The sequence below is a fragment of the Colwellia sp. 20A7 genome (assembly GCF_009832865.1).
In the GTDB taxonomy this organism is placed as follows: Bacteria; Pseudomonadota; Gammaproteobacteria; order Enterobacterales; family Alteromonadaceae; genus Colwellia.
Genome location: NZ_CP047130.1, coordinates 1,219,153 through 1,238,263, shown reverse-complemented (window position 1 = coordinate 1,238,263; position 19,111 = coordinate 1,219,153). Strand labels below are relative to the sequence as shown.

Genomic DNA, 19,111 nt, shown 5'->3' with positions numbered 1-19,111 from the left:
AGAACAAAGTCACAGCACTTGCTCAATATGTTTTGATTAAAATATTTTAATAACTGACTACAAAAAAACTAGTAATAATGAATAATAATTCACTCGTTTTTTATAAAATAAAGAGGCAATGATGCAGTTTACCGATAGTCATTGTCATCTTGATTTTGCTGCCTTCGAAGCTAATCTCCCTCAACTTCTACAGCGATGTGAAACGAATAATATTCATCGTATTATTGTACCTGCTGTTAATCCTGAGCATTGGCAAAGAGTCATATCGTTAACAGGAACAATAACACCAATAAATATAACGTGCAGTTTAGGTATTCATCCTTGGTTTATTATTGAGCAAGATGTTAACTCGTCAAAAAATTATGATGTTGCATTTCAAGAGCGTGAACTTAAGCAAATCTTTGCCGACAATTATCGTTTTAAAAGTAATAAAATAGTCGCGGTTGGTGAGTGCGGTATTGATGTATGTAAGGCAAAAACAAGTACAGAAAATGAACATGAGTTCAATAAGAACATTAAATTACAGCAAGAGTTTTTTGAAATGCAATTGGGTATTGCGCAAGAAAATAATTTACCCATCATAATTCATCATTGCCAATCGCATCCATTAATATTGTCGTTATTAAAGCAATATAAACTCGAAAGCGCAGGAGTTATACATGCTTTTTCAGGTAGTTACCAACAAGCTAAAGACTATGTAAATTTAGGATTTAAGCTAGGTGTTGGCGGCACTATCACCTACCCTAGAGCAAAAAAAACAATTGATGCAATAAAACGTTTACCTTTATCAAGTTTGTTATTAGAAACTGATGCCCCATCTATGCCGCCTTTTGGAACCCAAGGTAGCAATAACTCACCACTAAATGTACTTACTATATTCCAGGCTTTATCAGCGATAAGGGAAGAGCCAGCAGTAGTTATTGCTGAACAAATAGAACGTAATGTAGAGCAATTATTCTTCATTTAATAGCTTTTAGGTGCTCTATAACCCTGTCTACTAAAGCGATTTAAACCTCTTGTCAGTAAAAAACCTATAACACCTGCAGCAAGAAGTAATAACCTAAATGATGTATGGCTTTCATAATTGTTACGAATTAACGCTGACGTTAAATAATATTTCTCTATAGTTAGTCGTAAATATCCCTTTATATTCGTACTTCTTATTTCTTTAATAACAGGAACATATTGCTTACTTTTATCAAGTGATGGCATCACTTCATCAATACCATAAAGATATTTAATCGTACTACTAATTTCGCCACTTGATTCTGACTTCAACATTAACAACCCAGTGGTATCATATAAGTGTACATGTTTAATATAATCCGCATCGGCAAGGTTATTCAAGTATGCCTGTAATTGAGCATTACGTTCTTTTTTGGATATCGAGGAAGTGTTATCCATTAAAATCACTGAAATACCGGCAATAGCTTGCTCTAGAAGTTTATCGGCAACTTGCTCAAAGTGCTGTTCAACAACTTGATTATTTTTTTCTGTATTATCCACCAAAAATACCAATAGCATTACTATAAGCAAAATAGCACTAACTAATTGCAGAATTTTATTATAAATTGACGATAGTTTAGGGTATAAAGGCTGTTCTAATTTATTCATCATAAAAGTGCATGGTATCGATATACATGCCCCTATAATAGAGAGTTAACGTGTCTTTTTCTACTACTGTATCTTTTTCTACTGAAATATCATCTTTATCGCTTGAAAATCATCTTGGGCAGCATGAAATTAAAAGTAAATTACCTATTGATTTCACTTTAAACGATGAACACTTAACATTAAATGAAGGTCATAATACTGATTCATCAAAACCTGAATTAGTGGTATTTTCTGACTTAACATTAATAAATTTACTTTCACTACAACGCAACTGCCATTTTACTATTGATGGATTAATTGCAATAAACACCCGAAATAATCAAACGAGTTACCGTTTTAGTGCTACTTGTAATGATTTTTTTAAGTCTCGCCGAGCTATTGCAGACTTTGCTTTAGCAAATGAAATAGAGGCGGCATTAATTCTAAATGCTCCTAAATTAAATGAACCAGGGTTACTGGTAATGGATATGGATTCAACCACCATTGAAATTGAATGTATTGATGAAATAGCAAAATTAGCAGGTGTTGGTGAAGAAGTATCTGCGGTAACTGAACTTGCTATGCAAGGCGATCTAGATTTTTCTCAAAGCTTACATCAACGTGTTGCAACATTAGCTGGTTCACCGGAGAAAATTCTTGCCGATGTCGCAAAAAACATTCCATTAATGGCAGGTTTAGAAACATTAATTAGCGAACTTAAAAAACACAATTGGCGTATTGCTGTAGCATCAGGTGGTTTTACTTACTTTGCTGATCACCTTAAGGACATGCTAGATCTTGACGCAACTTTCGCTAATGTATTAGAAATTGTTGACGGTAAACTAACGGGAAAAGTATTAGGCAGTGTAGTTGATGCGCAAGTTAAAGCTGATTCATTAAACTTATTATCAGAAAAATATCAAATACCTCATGCTCAAACCGTTGCAATGGGTGATGGTGCTAACGATCTTGTGATGATGGCAGCAGCTAACTTCGGTGTTGCATTTCACGCTAAACCCATTGTATTAGCACAAGCAGATAGCAGTATTAACCAAAAGGGATTAGATTGTTTATTGCATTGGTTAGCCTAATTAGACGGCTCTATTATAAGTATTAGAGCCAATAACGATACTCACAGTCATTAATTCAAGGGTTTACCTACAATCGATGGCTGTACAAAACCCCATGCGTAATGTCGATACATTGAATAGATGCAACAACACTCAAAATATCTTGTTCTATTTGTTTACTACGATGTATAGCATAAGTACTAATGTAGCTGAGCTCTGCGTTTAAATATTCTAAATCAGGTGTGTTAGTGCGTGATATTTTTAATTGAAAACAGAAGAAACTTCCTTTTTCTGTTGCTTGCTTGATGAAATTTTTTCTCAATACTGACGTATTCAATTCCCGCTCAAACTTTATACTCACCCCTCTATCAATTTGCTCTACATTGTTTGCAATAGCAATATAAAGAACATCACTAATGGGCTCAGCATTTATCACCAGTTTTTTAAGGCAAGAATCAAGAAAGTTATCCTTATATAGCTTGGTTAATATTGGATAAAAATTATAAAATCCTTTTCTATCACTAAGTATACGTAATCGTTCTAAAAACTCATTATCCTGATTATTGGTAACCAGTACTTCTACTTTGTAACGACTACCACTTGTTTGTACAATTAACGTTGGTACTTCGATACATTGTGAATAATGGGATCGCAGTGATTCAGCTAATCCTGAAATCAATAAACTATCTTTATCGGCAGTTAGCTTCTCTTTATTTTTATCAATTAATAATTTAAAAAATGTGCGACCTACATGCTGCTCTGTTCTAATATAAACTTTACAATTAAGCAGTGTTTTTTTCTGATTAACTTGTATGATCTCATAAGGTAATTTTTTCAATTCATGGGATGAGGTTATCTTTTGTAAGCTTGGAAATGTCATATTAATAACGTCGCCGGCACATACACCGGCACTTTCACTTAACACTAACTTAAGACCAGATACAGAAAAATCAATAGAATCCGCTTGCCATTCTTGCTCATTACTCTCCAATATAACTGGCGTTTTATAAATAAATCGAGGCTCTTGTCGCAAATTTTTATAGGTAATACCTAACTGTTGAACAACCAATTTATTTTTTAACCGCTTGTGCCCAAACTTTTTCAATTTGTTTACATCTATCCCTTCATTTGAAAAATGTTGATACTCAGCAATAGATTTTTCATGCGTAATATCACTAGCAACAACAGTAAAAGACAATGAATTAATGCAATTAATTACTTCTTTTGAAGGTGGCAGATTTATATATTGTTTATCCGAGTCTTGGCTATTTGATAAAATAAAAGGAGAATATATTGCTGATTTATCAATAGCGAAATAGGTTAACTTGGTCACTGAAAAAGAAGCTCTTTTAGCTGCAAAAGCAAAAAATTCGGGAATAAAGTCACTTTCCTCAGATAATTGATCTTCATCTACAGTGTAAAAATAATCTTTACCTTGATGGTGATGAATAAAACTATAAACCAATAACGACTTACCTTGCTTATGTCTTTTTAACAAGCGAGGCAAACGCTCTTCATTAACTAGCGAATGTAAATTAGAGTGATTCTTTTCATCTTGCCAGTATTGAAAGGTAGGTTGATTATTGTTTGTTGTTAATACATAACGAGGAATAATTTGATTGCTGTTTCGCTCAAAATATATAGGTAACTCATTAATCTTAGGTAATACATATTGTTCAAAACTTCTAGACTGTAAAGCTGCAATAGTATTTTCTAAGTTAATCTTATATCTACGTTTATTAACTTGAATATAATCAAGTAAAAACGTTTTAAAATCATCACTTTCAAAGTCATCTATCCGCTGACAACCAATAATTTGGGTATTTTCATCACTGTATATATTTTTAATTTGATAAACTAAACTGTCACTTCGAGAAAATTGAAAGTCACTTTCAATATCTTTGAAAACTATTGTTATTTTTTGGTCTATATAAAGAGGAAACTTACTATTTAATCGAAATTTTAACCCTGTCACGCTGATATCAATACTACTCACTGGTTTTTTCTGATTATCGTCCAACGCTATTGCGAAAGGCACAACAAAATTCATTCGTTCTTCCATTCGATTATATCGTTCACTGCAAGGAAAATACTTAACAGGATATTGAAGTTTGTCGACTGTTTTTGTAGGAAGTTGAACCGACCCTTGCTTTGATTTGGCCTGATCGATATTTTGTTGCTCTTTTTGATATAGAACACGAAAATTATTTTCCGTATTTTTTACCGCTTCATAAACGCCGAAAGTATAACCTTGGTATTTTTCTACATTTTCTTGAAATACACTAATAGCAATATCATCTAAAAAGTGGCTTTGCCCACAATATTGAAATAACTTACACTCCCCATTAACCAAACCGCGTAAATCTATAGACCGAGTACAGGTACTCGCTAAGCGTTTCAATTCCATTTTTAATAAGAACTTCTCCGTCTTAGTCATCTGTTTACTCTGTTGAGTAAACTTGATATCAAAACTTGGCTTGCTTACTTCACCGCGAAAGTTATGAATTATCTTTTGGTATTTTGAAAAGTCTTTGCTCATAGAATAATATTATGTTGACTCTTATTGTCTAATTAAAGAATTTTTTGAATAAAGTATAATGCAACGTCAAATAGCATTATAATTTAAACGACTTAAATTCAGCTATAGTATTTAATACATCATCTTGCAGCTATCTGCAACAATATAGATATATCAATAACGAAGCAATTTTTGTGCCTACAATTAATAATTAATGAAGAGGAAAGTATGGCTAAAACTAAAGCAGCCTATGTCTGTACAGACTGTGGTTCTGAATATTCACGCTGGTTAGGCCAATGTACTGACTGTAAAGCATGGAACACTATTTCAGAATTTAGACAAGCAAAACTACCTGCTCGCGGTGGAAACTTTGCCGGATTTGCGGGGGCGGCGCACAATGAACAAGCAAAGGTTCAAACCCTTGACGATATTGATTTAGCCGATTTACCTCGATTTTCATCTGGTTTCGCTGAATTTGACCGTGTTCTTGGCGGAGGCATTGTTCCTGGAAGTGCTATTTTAATTGGTGGAGAGCCAGGAGCCGGAAAAAGTACTTTACTGCTGCAGACCATGTGTACTTTAGCGACTAATATGCCTGCGTTATATATAACAGGTGAAGAATCACTACAGCAAGTTGCAATGCGTGCTAAACGCTTAAGTTTACCTACCGATAAATTAAAAATGCTGTCAGAAACAAGCGTTGAAAATATTTGTCAAATTGCCATAAAAGAACAACCAAAAATTATTGTTATTGACTCTATTCAAGTAATGCACATGAGCGATATACAATCTGCACCAGGTAGTGTTTCACAAGTCAGAGAAAGCGCCGCTTATTTGACACGCTTTGCTAAACAATATCATGTCGCTATTTTATTAGTTGGTCATGTCACCAAAGACGGCTCTCTAGCTGGCCCGAAAGTATTAGAACATTGTATAGATTGTTCAATCATGCTTGAAGGAAGTACTGATTCACGTTATAGAACACTGCGCGGTAATAAAAACCGTTTTGGTGCTGTTAATGAGTTAGGCGTTTTTGCTATGACAGGTGCCGGTTTAAAAGAGGTAAAGAATCCTTCTGCGATCTTCCTTAGTCGGACAGAAGAGCAAACAGCAGGAAGTGTAGTTATGGTGCTATGGGAAGGAACTCGCCCTTTATTGGTAGAGATTCAAGCCTTGGTTGATCATTCTGCTTTAGGAAACCCGCGACGCGTTGCTGTTGGTGCAGATCAAAATAGATTATCAATGCTCTTGGCTATTCTGCACCGTCATGGTGGTCTTCAGCTTAACGACCAAGATGTATTCGTTAATGTTGTTGGCGGTATAAAAGTAACAGAAACAAGTATCGATTTAGCATTAATTCTGGCATTAGTTTCTAGCTTTAAAGATAACGCATTACCGCAAGACTTAGTCATTTTTGGCGAAGTTGGTTTATCAGGAGAAATACGACCTGTCCCGAGTGGCCAGGAACGAATAAATGAAGCTGCAAAGCATGGTTTTAAACGTGCAATAGTCCCCTTTAATAACATGCCTAAACACGCAATAGAAGGCATGGAAGTTATTGGTATCAAAAAATTAAGCGAAGCATTAGAAGTAATATAACTGATAACAGATCGCATTTTCTTAATTACATTTACAAATATAAATTGGTTTATACATGAATAAAAAATTAATCACTTCTTTCCTTACTTCTTGCACACTGCTTTCATCAGTATTTATTTTTTCAAATACTGTACATGCAACGGAGCAAGACACTAATCAAGTAGACAAAATAATAATGCCGTTAACTATTGAACGTATTTATAGCTCTCCAGATTTAAATGGTCAAACACCTAAGTCGTTAAAATTTTCCCCTGATGGGTCACGAGTGACCTATTTACAAGGGAAAAGTGACGATTTAAATCGTTACGATTTATGGGAGTACAACCTTAAAAGCAAAGAGAATAACCTACTTGTAGATTCTCAAGTGTTATTTACTGGCACAGAAATACTCTCTGATGAAGAAAAAGCACGCCGTGAACGTCAACGGGTTTATGGTTTTGGTATTATGGAGTATACATTTTCAAATGATGGTAATGCACTATTATTCCCTCTTAATGGCGACATTTACTACTATCATTTAGCAACAAAAACAGCGAAACGCCTAACCCAAACAGACGCATTCGAAACAGATGTTAAATTTTCTCCAAAAGGTAATTATGCATCCTTCATTCGTGCTCAGAACGTATTTATACTAAACATTAGTACAGGTAAGGAAACACAGTTAACCAAAGACGGTAAAGGCTCAATTAAAAATGGCATGAGCGAATTTGTTGCCCAAGAAGAAATGGACCGAATGACTGGTTATTGGTGGTCTCCAGATGAAAAACACATTGCTTTTTTACGTGTAGACGAAACGCCTGTACAAACAGTAATACGCAATGAAATATATGCAGAAAAAATAAAGTTAATTGAACAGCGCTACCCTGCCACTGGCACCAATAATGTCACAATACAATTAGCAGTAACCGATATTAAAGGGAAAAAAATCCGTTTTGTTGAATTAGATGAAGCAGAGGGCGGCACATCGAAAGGTAATAAAAATGATATTTATATTCCACGTGTAAAATGGTTACCTGACGGTAAAGTTTTATCTTATCAATGGCAGAGCCGTGATCAAAAAACATTAAAGTTAAAAACCTATAATCTAAAAACACGTGATCAAAAAACACTAATTACAGAACATTCAGATCATTGGATAAACCTACATCACGACCTTCAATTTTTAAATGATAATAAGTCGTTCATTTGGGCTTCAGAGCGAGATGGTTTCAAACATTTATACCATTTTACTAATGAAGGAGAATTAATTAATCAACTAACTAAAGGCGATTGGATAGTAGATGAAATTAATCAAATTGATGAAAATAAAGGACTAATTTACTTCACTGGCCGTGCAGACACTCCTCTTGAACGTCATTTATACAGCGTACCATTACATGGAAACGCTCCTGAGCATGTCGCTCGTTTAAGTCAACGTAATGGTTTCCATAACATCAATTTTAGTAAAGATAGTACAAGCTATATTGATAGCTTTTCCAATATATATACGCCGACTCAAGTAAGCTTACATGACGCTGATGGTAAACATATCACTTGGTTAGCGGAAAATAAAATAGATGCGACTCATCCTAGTAGCCCATACTACGATGACTTAATTCAGCCCAGTTTTGGCACTCTCACTACCGATGATGGTAAAACAACGCTTTATTATAAATTATATACACCAGATGATCTTGCGCCCGGTAAAAAGTATCCCGTTATCGTTAATGTTTACGGTGGTCCCCACGTACAAAAAGTTAAAAACGCATGGGAAGGCGCAGACTTTACTCAGTATATGTTGCAACAAGGCTATATCGTCTTCCAACTAGATAACAGAGGCTCTAGCTTTAGAGGTACTGCTTTCGAATTTCCTATTTATGAAAAACTGGGTCAAGTGGAAATAGAAGATCAAATAACGGGCGTGAAGTACTTACATGAATTACCTTTTGTTGATAAAGATCGTATTGGTATTTATGGCCATTCATATGGTGGTTATATGGCATTAATGGCACTTTTCAAAGCCGGTGACTATTTCAAAGCCGGTGTGAGTGGCGCTCCTGTAACCGACTGGTTACTATATGATACTCATTACACTGAACGCTATTTGAACCACCCAAGTGTTAATAGCGATGGTTATGATAAATCGAGTGTTTTCCCTTATGCACCTGAATTAAAAAATCCATTATTGATTTATCATGGAATGGCTGATGATAATGTTCTATTTACCAATACCACTAAATTAATTAAGACATTGCAAGACGAAAATAAACAATTTGAGCTAATGACTTACCCTGGTAGTAAACACAGTATGAAAGGCAAAAAAGTAAAAGTTCATTTGAATAATACTATTATGAATTTCTTTGATAGGCATTTTAAATAGCTTCAATTTAAGTTTAATTTAGATTTTTTTTACTTTATAAAACGGCAAGTACTTATGTTACTTGCCGTTTTTTATTATCTTTTTTATATCGAGACTATAAGCAGTATCTTCAAGCATTTTTCATGCCTTAAATGTAATAAAAGTGTGATCAAAAATGTATAATTTTTAGTTACATTTATTTGCATTTATCTAGCAAATTACTATTGCATTTTTATGACGAGAGGAGGATTATGAAAGTGCAAAGAATGATTAGTTTACGATTAAGATGACCAAGAGGTAAGATTATGAATATTAAAATTTCTGGACACCATGTTGAAATTACAGAAGGTATTAAGCAATCTATCGAGAGTAAATTCGCGAAAATCTCTAAACATTATCCGTCAATTATGACGCTAGATTCAACTATTACTGTAGAGCCACATCAACAAAAACTTGAAGTGACAACCTTATATGAAGGTGAAACAGTTACAGTAAATGCATCTGATAAGCAATTGTATGCTGCTATTGCTAAAGTAGCCAAGAAACTCGAAGTTTCACTTGCTCGTCGCAAAGGTGTGTTAACCGCCAAATTTAACAAAAAGTTTGTTGTTCCACAAACAGATTTATATCAGGCAACAACTTAAAACTATCCCTTTAAGATTAATGCCATAAAGTGAGTAAGTAATGCGAGTAAAAAACTACGGTTATAGACTCAAATACTTACTTTAATACGCTAATTAATTGAATTATTCCTATTATTTTAATTAATTATTAACAAAAATACTGACATAAAAATACTGAAATAAAAAAGCTGCACGCTGATTAACAGGCTGCAGCTTTTTTGTTATAACGAATAGCAATTAAAGCACTCGTTATTTTAAGGTATTCTACTAGTTCAAAAGTCGCACAATGGGTACGACCATCGTTTATTTCGTTGTGACTACTCTGGCTCGTAGTCTAAATTAGCCGACAACCAACGCTCTGCTTGCTCTAATGTCATCCCTTTACGTGCCGCGTAATCAATAACCTGATCTTTCGCTAACTTCGCTACTGCAAAGTACTTAGATTCGGGATGAGAGAAGTATAAACCACTTACCGCTGCACCAGGCCACATGGCATAACTTGACGTGAGATCCATATCAATATTTTCTTTCACCTTAAGTAATTCCCAGATCAAACCTTTTTCGGTATGCTCTGGACATGCAGGATAGCCTGGCGCCGGACGAATACCTTGGTAACTCTCACGAATTAACGCATCGTTATCTAAATCTTCGTCTGGTGCAAATCCCCAGTATTCTTTACGTACTTTTTCATGTAAATATTCAGCGCTAGCTTCTGCCAATCTATCAGCAACCGCTTTAAGTAATATTGAATTATAAGCATCATGGTCTGCGTCAAAAACTTTAACTAAATCTTCAACACCAAAACCTGCTGAAACAGCAAAGGCACCTACATAATCTTCAATACCTGAATCATCTGGCGCAATATAATCGGCTAAACAGCGATTAAACTGCCCTGCTGGTTTTTTACTTTGTTGGCGTAGTTGATGAAGACGCATTAATTTTTCGCTACGGCTATCATCAGTATATAACTGAATATCATCTTGGTTAGTGTTCGCAGGGAACAAACCAAATACCGCTCTTGCACAAATCTTTTTATTGTTGATAACGTCATCAAGCATAGCGTTAGCATCGTTAAATAGTTTCGTTGCTTCCACGCCAATCACTTCATGTTTTAAAATAAGTGGGTATTTACCCGACATTTGCCATGTCATGAAAAATGGCGTCCAATCGATGTATTTTCTTACTTCATTTAAGTCAATATTATCAAGTACCGTTACGCCCAATTTATTTGGTTTTTTTGGCGTGTAGTCATCAAAGTTAATTTTAGTTGCATTCGCACGAGCATCTTCAAGACTTATTAAACTTGAACGAGGACCTTTTTTATAATGACGGGCACGTACACGTTCATATTCTTCTTGAGTACTCGCGAAGAACTTAGCTTTGTGTTCTTCAGATAATAAATTACTTACTACTGATACCGCACGTGAAGCATTAGAGACATAAACCACGGGTTCATCATATTGTGGCTCAATTTTAACGGCTGTATGTGCTTTTGAGGTAGTTGCTCCGCCAATTAATAATGGTAATTTCAAGCCGGTTCGTTTCATCTCTTTCGCAACGTAAACCATTTCATCAAGCGATGGTGTGATCAAACCTGATAAACCAATAATATCAACATTTTCTTCTTTGGCGACACGTAAAATATCATCACAAGACACCATTACGCCAAGGTCAATAATTTCATAGTTATTACATTGCAGTACTACGCCAACAATATTTTTACCTATGTCGTGCACATCGCCTTTTACGGTAGCAAGTAACACTTTACCATTAGTGCTTATTTCAGTTTTTCCTTCCTCAATGAAAGGGTTTAAATAAGCAACAGCTTGTTTCATTACACGTGCTGATTTTACGACTTGCGGTAAGAACATTTCACCAGCACCAAATAAATCACCAACTGTGTTCATGCCATCCATTAATGGCCCTTCAATCACATCAAGCGGTTTTTCAGAGGCTAAACGAGCTTCTTCAGTATCTTCAATAATATATTCATTAATCCCTTTAACTAACGCATGGGATAAACGTTCATTAATAGGTAATTCGCGCCAAGTTAAATCGGTTTTTGAGGCTTGTCCGCCAGCTTGACCATGAAACTCTTGCGCAATATCGAGTAAGCGCTCTGTTGCTCCATCATCCTTATTTTGAATGACATCCTCTACCGCTTGTTTTAAATTGGCAGGTAAATCCGAGTAAATAGCGAGTTGCCCTGCGTTAACAATCCCCATATCCATACCATTTTTAATGGCATAATATAAAAACACGGCATGGATAGCTTCACGAACAGGATTGTTTCCTCTAAAGGAAAAAGAAACGTTAGATACACCACCTGAGATCATCGCATAAGGTAGGTTTTTCTTAATATCATCAACCGCTTCAATAAAATCTACGGCATAGTTGTTATGTTCTTCAATACCTGTTGCAACCGCAAAGATATTCGGATCGAAAATAATATCTTCTGGCGGATAGCCAATTTCATCAACAAGCATGTGATAAGCACGGTGACAAATTTCATATTTACGTTTACGCGTATCAGCTTGACCTTCTTCATCAAAGGCCATGACAATAACGGCAGCACCATATCGACGTAGTAATTCGGCTTGATGACGGAAGTTTTCTTCGCCTTCTTTTAAGCTAATAGAGTTAACAATACCTTTACCTTGAATACACTTAAGACCCGCTTCAATAATGTCCCATTTAGAGGAGTCAATCATGATTGGCACTTTGGCAATATCAGGTTCGCCAGCAATTAGGTTTAAAAAACGCACCATTGCAGTTTTCGAGTCCAACATGCCTTCATCCATGTTGATATCAATAATTTGCGCGCCGTTTTCAACTTGTTGTAAAGCAACAGAAATAGCTTTATCGTAATCTTCTTCAACAATTAAACGCTTAAACATAGCTGAGCCAGTAACGTTAGTACGCTCACCAACGTTAACAAACAAGCTATCTTTATCAATAGTTAATGCTTCTAAGCCCGATAAACGACAGGCAATAGGACGAGCTTCAACCTTACGCGGCGTGATATTAGCAACAGAGTCTGCCATGCCTCTAATGTGTTCAGGCGTGGTGCCACAACAGCCACCAATAATGTTTAAAAAACCTGATGAAGCCCATTCTTCTACATGAGTATTCATGTCTTCAACAGTGAAGTCATATTCACCGAAGGCATTAGGTAATCCCGCATTAGGATGCGCAGAAACTGCAACGTCACAAATACGGCTTAACTCCGCCACATATTGACGTAATTCAACCGGGCCTAATGCACAGTTAAGGCCAAATGAAACAGGTTTAGCGTGACGAAGTGAGTTGTAAAAAGCTTCGGTCGTTTGGCCCGATAATGTACGGCCTGATGCATCGGTAATAGTACCTGAAATCATGACAGGTAAACGCTCACCAAGTTCGTCGAATACAGTTTCCACGGCAAAAATAGCCGCTTTAGCGTTAAGCGTATCGAAAATAGTTTCGATTAAAATGATATCACTGCCGCCTTCAATCAACGCGTGTGTTGATTCAATATAGGCATCTTTTAGCTCGTCAAAGCTAACGTTACGAAAAGCGGGATCATTTACGTCCGGAGAAATTGAACAAGTACGGTTCGTTGGCCCTAAAACTCCGGCAACAAAACGTGGACGTTCTGGATTCTTCTTCGTATATTCGTCAGCGGCTGCACGTGCTATTTGTGCGGCAACACGGTTAATTTCAGCACTGTACTCTTGCATGTCGTAATCAGCCATTGCAATCGTAGTAGCATTAAATGTATTCGTTTCAAGAATATCAGCACCGGCTTCAAGGTATTCAAGGTGAATGGCTTTAATAATGTCAGGCTGAGTAAGCACTAACATATCGTTATTGCCTTTAACATCCGTATGCCAATCAGCAAAGCGATCTGCTCTAAAATCTTGCTCTTCAAACTTATAGGCTTGGATCATTGTTCCCATAGCACCATCAAGAATAAGAATATTTTTAGCCAATTGCTGTTCGAATAAAGCGAATGAAGGATGTTTTTTCATGGTGTATCAGTTTCCTATGGGTAAATCTTTAAATCAAATGAATATATTTACAAAACTTAAATGACTGTATCTGGATGGATCGCTTTAATATTAGAAGCATCCAATTTATATGGTGTAATCTGATAAACATAATAATTCAGCCAATTAGTAAATAATAGACTACCATGGCTTCGCCAAGAACCAACCGGTGAATTGTTTTTGTTATCGTCTTTATAATAGTTTTTAGGTATCGCTGTGCCACTATCATTTGAGCTATCACGTAAAAACTCTTCATGTAAGGTAGAGGTATCATATTCAGGATGACCTGTTAAATAAACTTGTTGCTTATTTTTACTGGCTGCTAAATAAACGCCTCCCTCTTCAGATTCAGCTAGTACTTTTATTTGTGAAATACTTTCATAATCTGATTTATCAATGTAGCCATAACGAGAATGCGGTACATTAAAGTTCTCATCAAAACCACGGGTTAAAGGCTCTTTTTCATCAAGCGCTTTGTGATTAAATATTCCCGATAATTTATTTTTTCTTAAGTGACGATTTAAACCATAATAATGATAAAGCGCAGCATGTGCAGCCCAGCAAGAAAACATTGTTGAAGTAACATTTTTTTCAGCCCAGTCAAAGACTTCACATATTTTATCCCAAAAGGTAACTTGTGAATAATCAAGTAAAGCTAACGGGGCTCCGGTAATAATTAAACCATCATATTGCTTGTGTTTAATATCATCAAATAAATGATAAAAAGTATCTAAATGCTCTGTTGGCGTATTTTTAGATACATTAGCATTGATACGAATAAACTCTATATTGATTTGTAATGGAGTATTCGACAGCATGCGCAGTATTTGTACTTCTGTTTCAATTTTATTCGGCATTAAATTCAAAATAGCGACTTGCATTGGGCGTATTTCTTGAGAAATGGCCCTATGCTCAGACATAACAAAAATATTTTCTTTATCTAACACTGATAATGCAGGTAATTGATCTGGAATTTTAATTGGCATAACGCACCTATTACGAAGAAAAGCAAATAAAGCATAGAAAAAACTATAATTACAATACTACTTAGATTGCTAGATATGTCAACATCTAAACGTTTAGATGGCTAAATAGATTTAAAGCCTATGTGATGTTTTTTATTAGATTTCAGATAAAAAAAAACCTCAGCTAAAGTAGCAGAGGTTTTATATAGAAGAACTCACTCAAAGTTGATTGAATTTACAGAATACTATTACTCTTCTGTTATATCTAATACTTCAGGTTCAGCTTTCTTTGGATCAATATTTTTATTTAACAACAAATCTCTTAATTTGGCATCAACATCTTTTGCCATTTCTGGATTTTCTTCAAGGTATTTAGCAGCATTTGCTTTACCTTGTCCGATACGTTCGCCATTACAGCTATACCAAGCGCCGGCTTTTTCAACAAATCCATTTTTCACGCCTAAGTCAATTAATTCACCTAGGTTGTTAATACCCAGACCATAAAGAATTTGGAATTCAGCTTGTTTAAAAGGCGGTGCTATTTTATTTTTAACCACTTTAACACGTGTTTCATTACCAATAATTTCATCACCATTTTTAACCGCACCAATACGACGTATATCTAATCGAACTGAGGCATAAAACTTAAGTGCATTACCACCGGTTGTCGTTTCAGGAGATCCGAACATTACACCAATTTTCATACGTATTTGGTTAATGAAAATAAGCATAGTATTAGATTTTTTCAAATTACCCGTTAACTTACGCATAGCTTGGGATAACATACGCGCTTGTAGCCCCATATGAGAGTCACCCATATCACCTTCAATTTCAGCTTTAGGTGTAAGTGCAGCTACCGAGTCAACTACAATAACGTCGATAGCGCCAGAGCGAGTTAACATATCAACAATTTCAAGGGCTTGCTCACCAGTATCTGGTTGTGAAATTAGCAATTCGTTAATGTTAACGCCTAACTTTTCAGCATAAATAGGGTCAAGTGCATGCTCAGCATCAATAAAAGCACAAACTTTATTATTACGTTGCGCTTCAGCAATAACTTCTAGGGTTAATGTTGTTTTACCACTTGATTCAGGACCATAAACTTCAACAACTCTTCCCATAGGTAAACCACCAGCACCTAAGGCAATATCTAGACCTAACGAACCAGTTGAAATAGTTTCTACATCCATTGTAGTATTGTCGCCAAGCTTCATTATTGAACCTTTACCAAATTGTCTTTCGATTTGGCCTAAGGCTGCTGCTAATGCTTTTTCTTTATCGTCTTTCATAATTTACTCCGCTAATAACGTCTGGTACGTCGTTTTGATAATGTAAGTATACTGTATGGTCGTACAGTATCAAGTTTTTTTATAATTTATTTTATTTAAATTAAATTATAAAAAAACCTATACTTTTAAAGTATTGATATTAAATAGTAAAAACAACATCAATAACTTTTATCTTTTTACCTTGAAAAAGTTACTAATTTGATTTCATGCTATTTTCACAGTAGTTTTAGAACTAAGCTAAACCTATTTATTTTATAAAAATAATTAATAATTTTATTCGTTAAATATGGCATAATCCCTTTTCACCAACCTTATTTATTCTATGAGTTGCAGCATTTAAATGACCACAACAACGCAAGACCTTTCTTCACACACCCCTATGATGCGTCAATACCTAACGATAAAAGCAGAATTTCCTAATATTCTAATTTTTTATCGTATGGGTGATTTCTACGAATTATTTTTTGATGATGCAAAAAAAGCAGCTGACTTATTAGATATATCATTAACAGCACGAGGTAAAACAGGAGGAAATGCTATCCCAATGGCAGGTGTCCCTTATCATGCGGTAGAGAATTATTTAGCTAAATTAGTTCAACTTGGTGAATCTGTTGCCATATGTGAGCAAATTGGCGATCCAGCAACAAGTAAAGGCCCAGTAGAACGTAAAGTAGTAAGGATTATAACGCCAGGTACAGTGAGTGATGAGGCGCTGTTGTCAGATAGGCAAGACAATTTGATTGTAGCGATCACTGAAAACAACGCTAGATCAAAGAAGGCTTCTGATCCAAGTTTTGGTTTAGCATACTTAGACATGACTAGTGGCCGCTTTGTAATTACAGAGCCACAAACAAGTGAACAATTACAGGCAGAGTTACAACGCCTTTCTCCTGCTGAATTGCTCTACTCTGAAACCCTTTCATCAATGCAACATGTTGACCAATATAAAGGTTTGCGCCGACGTCCTGAATGGGAATTTGATCTTGAAACGTCGATGTCTTTACTTAATAAACAGTTTGGAACAAAAGAGCTAACAGGATTTGGTGTTGATGATAAGTTATTAGGCTTATCTGCTGCTGGTTGTTTATTTCAATATGTTAAAGATACACAGCGAACTGCACTCCCTCATATTCGCGCAATAATTTGTGAATCAGCGACTTCTGGTGTTGTACTTGATGCAGCAACAAGACGAAACCTAGAGCTAACACAAAACTTGCAAGGTGGTGTTGATAATACCTTAGCCGCTATATTAGATCGCTCAGCCACACCAATGGGCTCGCGCTTATTAAAACGTTGGTTACATTTTCCGTTGCGTGATTTAACTATTTTGTCTGATAGACAAAATGCCATTGAACAAATAATTTCAACCGACTTACATATTGATGTAAAACCGATTTTAAAAGGTTTTGGTGATATTGAGCGTATTGTCTCTCGAATTGCATTAGGCTCAGCAAGGCCACGTGACTTTGCTCGCTTACGAAACACCTTACAAGCTTTACCTGAGCTACAAAGCTACTTATCGGCAAGTACCAATACTGGCTATGTAAATACACTCGCGACATTAATGGCGCCAATTCCCAGTATTCAAGATTTACTGGAAAAAGCACTTGTCGATAATCCACCGGTCCTTATTCGAGATGGCGGTGTTATAGCACCTGGATATCATGAAGAACTCGATATATTACGCGATTTAAGTGATGGTGCAACCGAGTTTTTAGCACAATTAGAACAAAGAGAAAAAGAGCGTACTGGCATTCATTCTTTAAAAGTGGGCTATAACAAAGTTCATGGATTCTTTATTGAAATGAGCAGAACGGCAGCAAATGATGTACCGGACGACTATATACGTCGCCAAACATTAAAAAACAATGAACGTTTTATTACTGAAGAGCTAAAAGAACATGAGCATAAAGTACTAAGTGCTCAAGGAAAGTTTTTAGCGTTAGAAAAACGCCTTTATCAAGAATTGTTCGATCTAGTATTACCTGAATTAGCAAGATTACAAACACTCAGTCAAGCTATTGCGGAATTTGACGTGCTAACTAACTTTGCTGAACGATCTATAAGCTTAAATTATGTAAAACCAACCTTAGTTAGTTCAACTGGCATTGATATAGAAGCAGGCCGACACCCTGTTGTTGAACAAATGACGAATAATACCTTTATTGCTAACCCTATAGTATTAACAGAACAACGTAAGATGTTGATAATAACCGGCCCTAATATGGGTGGTAAATCAACTTATATGCGCCAAACAGCACTCATTGTATTACTTGCACATATAGGCTGTTTTGTCCCTGCTGATTCAGCTACGATTGGCTTAGTTGACAGAATATTTACCCGAATTGGTGCCTCTGATGATTTAGCGAGTGGTCGTTCAACCTTTATGGTTGAGATGACTGAAACGGCTAATATACTTCATAATGCGACCGAAAAAAGCTTAGTATTACTTGATGAAATAGGCCGTGGTACTAGCACCTATGATGGACTTTCTTTAGCGTGGGCTTGTGCCGAAATGTTAGCGTTAAAAACAAAAGCTTTTACTTTATTTGCGACCCATTATTTTGAGTTAACCTTACTTGCCCAAGAAATACCAACACTAGCCAATGTGCATTTAGATGCGATGGAACATGACGATAGCATTATTTTCATGCATGCAGTGCAAGAAGGTCCTGCAAGTAAAAGCTTTGGTTTACAAGTTGCACAACTTGCTGGCGTACCTAAAATGGTAATTAAACGAGCTAAACAAAGACTATTAGAATTGGAAAATCAGGAAGTTGCTTCTATTTTACCTCTGCAGTCAGAAAATTTTCAGCAATTAGCGTTAGTAGCGGATGAGCACCCTGCTATTGATACCTTACGTAGTATTGATGTGAATGACCTATCGCCTAAGCAAGCACTAGATTTGCTATTCGACTTAAAAGCAAAGCTTTAATATATATTGAAAAACACTGAGCTGCTGACTTATCTTCACTAAATGAGATAAGTCAGCAATTATATTTTTGTGATGGTACAAAAATGTAACAGCTAAACTTTACCGCTTTAATAGTGCACTGCCTAATATGGTTAACACCTTAATAAATTCGAA

11 protein-coding genes are annotated in these 19,111 nt (G+C 35.7%); 6 read left to right on the top strand and 5 right to left on the bottom strand.

Annotated features, from left to right (window positions below; translation table 11 throughout):
• The first annotated feature begins 121 nt into the window (after positions 1-121).
• Complete coding sequence (locus GQS55_RS05410; RefSeq protein ID WP_159818672.1) at positions 122-967, top strand: TatD family hydrolase; 846 nt, start codon at positions 122-124, stop codon at positions 965-967.
• Here the strand turns inward: GQS55_RS05410 and GQS55_RS05405 are convergent.
• A complete protein-coding gene (locus tag GQS55_RS05405) occupies positions 964-1,617 on the bottom strand; it encodes an AhpA/YtjB family protein (protein WP_236559767.1) in 654 nt (217 codons plus the stop codon). The genes GQS55_RS05410 and GQS55_RS05405 overlap by 4 nt on opposite strands.
• A 47-nt stretch (positions 1,618-1,664) precedes the next feature.
• Between GQS55_RS05405 and serB the strand changes: the two genes are divergently transcribed.
• On the top strand, positions 1,665-2,684 hold the full coding sequence (gene serB, locus GQS55_RS05400) for a phosphoserine phosphatase SerB (protein ID WP_201294570.1): 1,020 nt from the start codon (positions 1,665-1,667) through the stop codon (positions 2,682-2,684).
• Positions 2,685-2,751: 67 nt separating this feature from the next.
• On the opposite strand, the gene GQS55_RS05395 is transcribed toward serB, so the two are convergent.
• Positions 2,752-5,202, bottom strand: a complete 2,451-nt coding sequence (locus GQS55_RS05395) for a PilZ domain-containing protein (RefSeq protein WP_159818670.1) — start codon at positions 5,200-5,202, stop codon at positions 2,752-2,754.
• A gap of 207 nt (positions 5,203-5,409) precedes the next feature.
• Here GQS55_RS05395 and radA point away from each other — a divergent pair, with 207 nt between their 5' ends.
• From radA to hpf, 3 genes are all read left to right on the top strand, one after another.
• Positions 5,410-6,780, top strand: coding sequence for a DNA repair protein RadA (gene radA / locus GQS55_RS05390; protein WP_159818668.1), 1,371 nt, complete (start codon positions 5,410-5,412; stop codon positions 6,778-6,780).
• Positions 6,781-6,835: 55 nt separating this feature from the next.
• A complete protein-coding gene (locus tag GQS55_RS05385) occupies positions 6,836-9,139 on the top strand; it encodes a S9 family peptidase (protein WP_159818666.1) in 2,304 nt (767 codons plus the stop codon).
• Positions 9,140-9,423: 284 nt separating this feature from the next.
• Complete coding sequence (hpf, locus tag GQS55_RS05380; RefSeq protein ID WP_159818664.1) at positions 9,424-9,762, top strand: ribosome hibernation-promoting factor, HPF/YfiA family; 339 nt, start codon at positions 9,424-9,426, stop codon at positions 9,760-9,762.
• A gap of 296 nt (positions 9,763-10,058) precedes the next feature.
• Here the strand turns inward: hpf and metH are convergent, their stop codons facing one another.
• The 3 genes from metH to recA form a co-directional block, all read right to left on the bottom strand.
• Positions 10,059-13,751, bottom strand: coding sequence for a methionine synthase (gene metH / locus GQS55_RS05375; protein ID WP_159818662.1), 3,693 nt, complete (start codon positions 13,749-13,751; stop codon positions 10,059-10,061).
• A 56-nt stretch (positions 13,752-13,807) separates the two neighbouring features.
• A complete protein-coding gene (locus GQS55_RS05370; protein WP_159818660.1) occupies positions 13,808-14,755 on the bottom strand; it encodes a homoserine O-succinyltransferase in 948 nt (315 codons plus the stop codon).
• A 227-nt stretch (positions 14,756-14,982) separates the two neighbouring features.
• Positions 14,983-16,023 carry a recombinase RecA gene (gene recA, locus GQS55_RS05365; RefSeq protein WP_159818658.1) on the bottom strand — a complete coding sequence of 347 codons (1,041 nt, stop codon included), beginning with the start codon at positions 16,021-16,023 and terminating at the stop codon, positions 14,983-14,985.
• 340 nt (positions 16,024-16,363) lie between these two features.
• On the opposite strand from recA, the gene mutS reads away from it, so the two are divergent.
• A complete protein-coding gene (mutS, locus tag GQS55_RS05360) occupies positions 16,364-18,958 on the top strand; it encodes a DNA mismatch repair protein MutS (protein ID WP_159818656.1) in 2,595 nt (864 codons plus the stop codon).
• Positions 18,959-19,111: the final 153 nt, after the last annotated feature.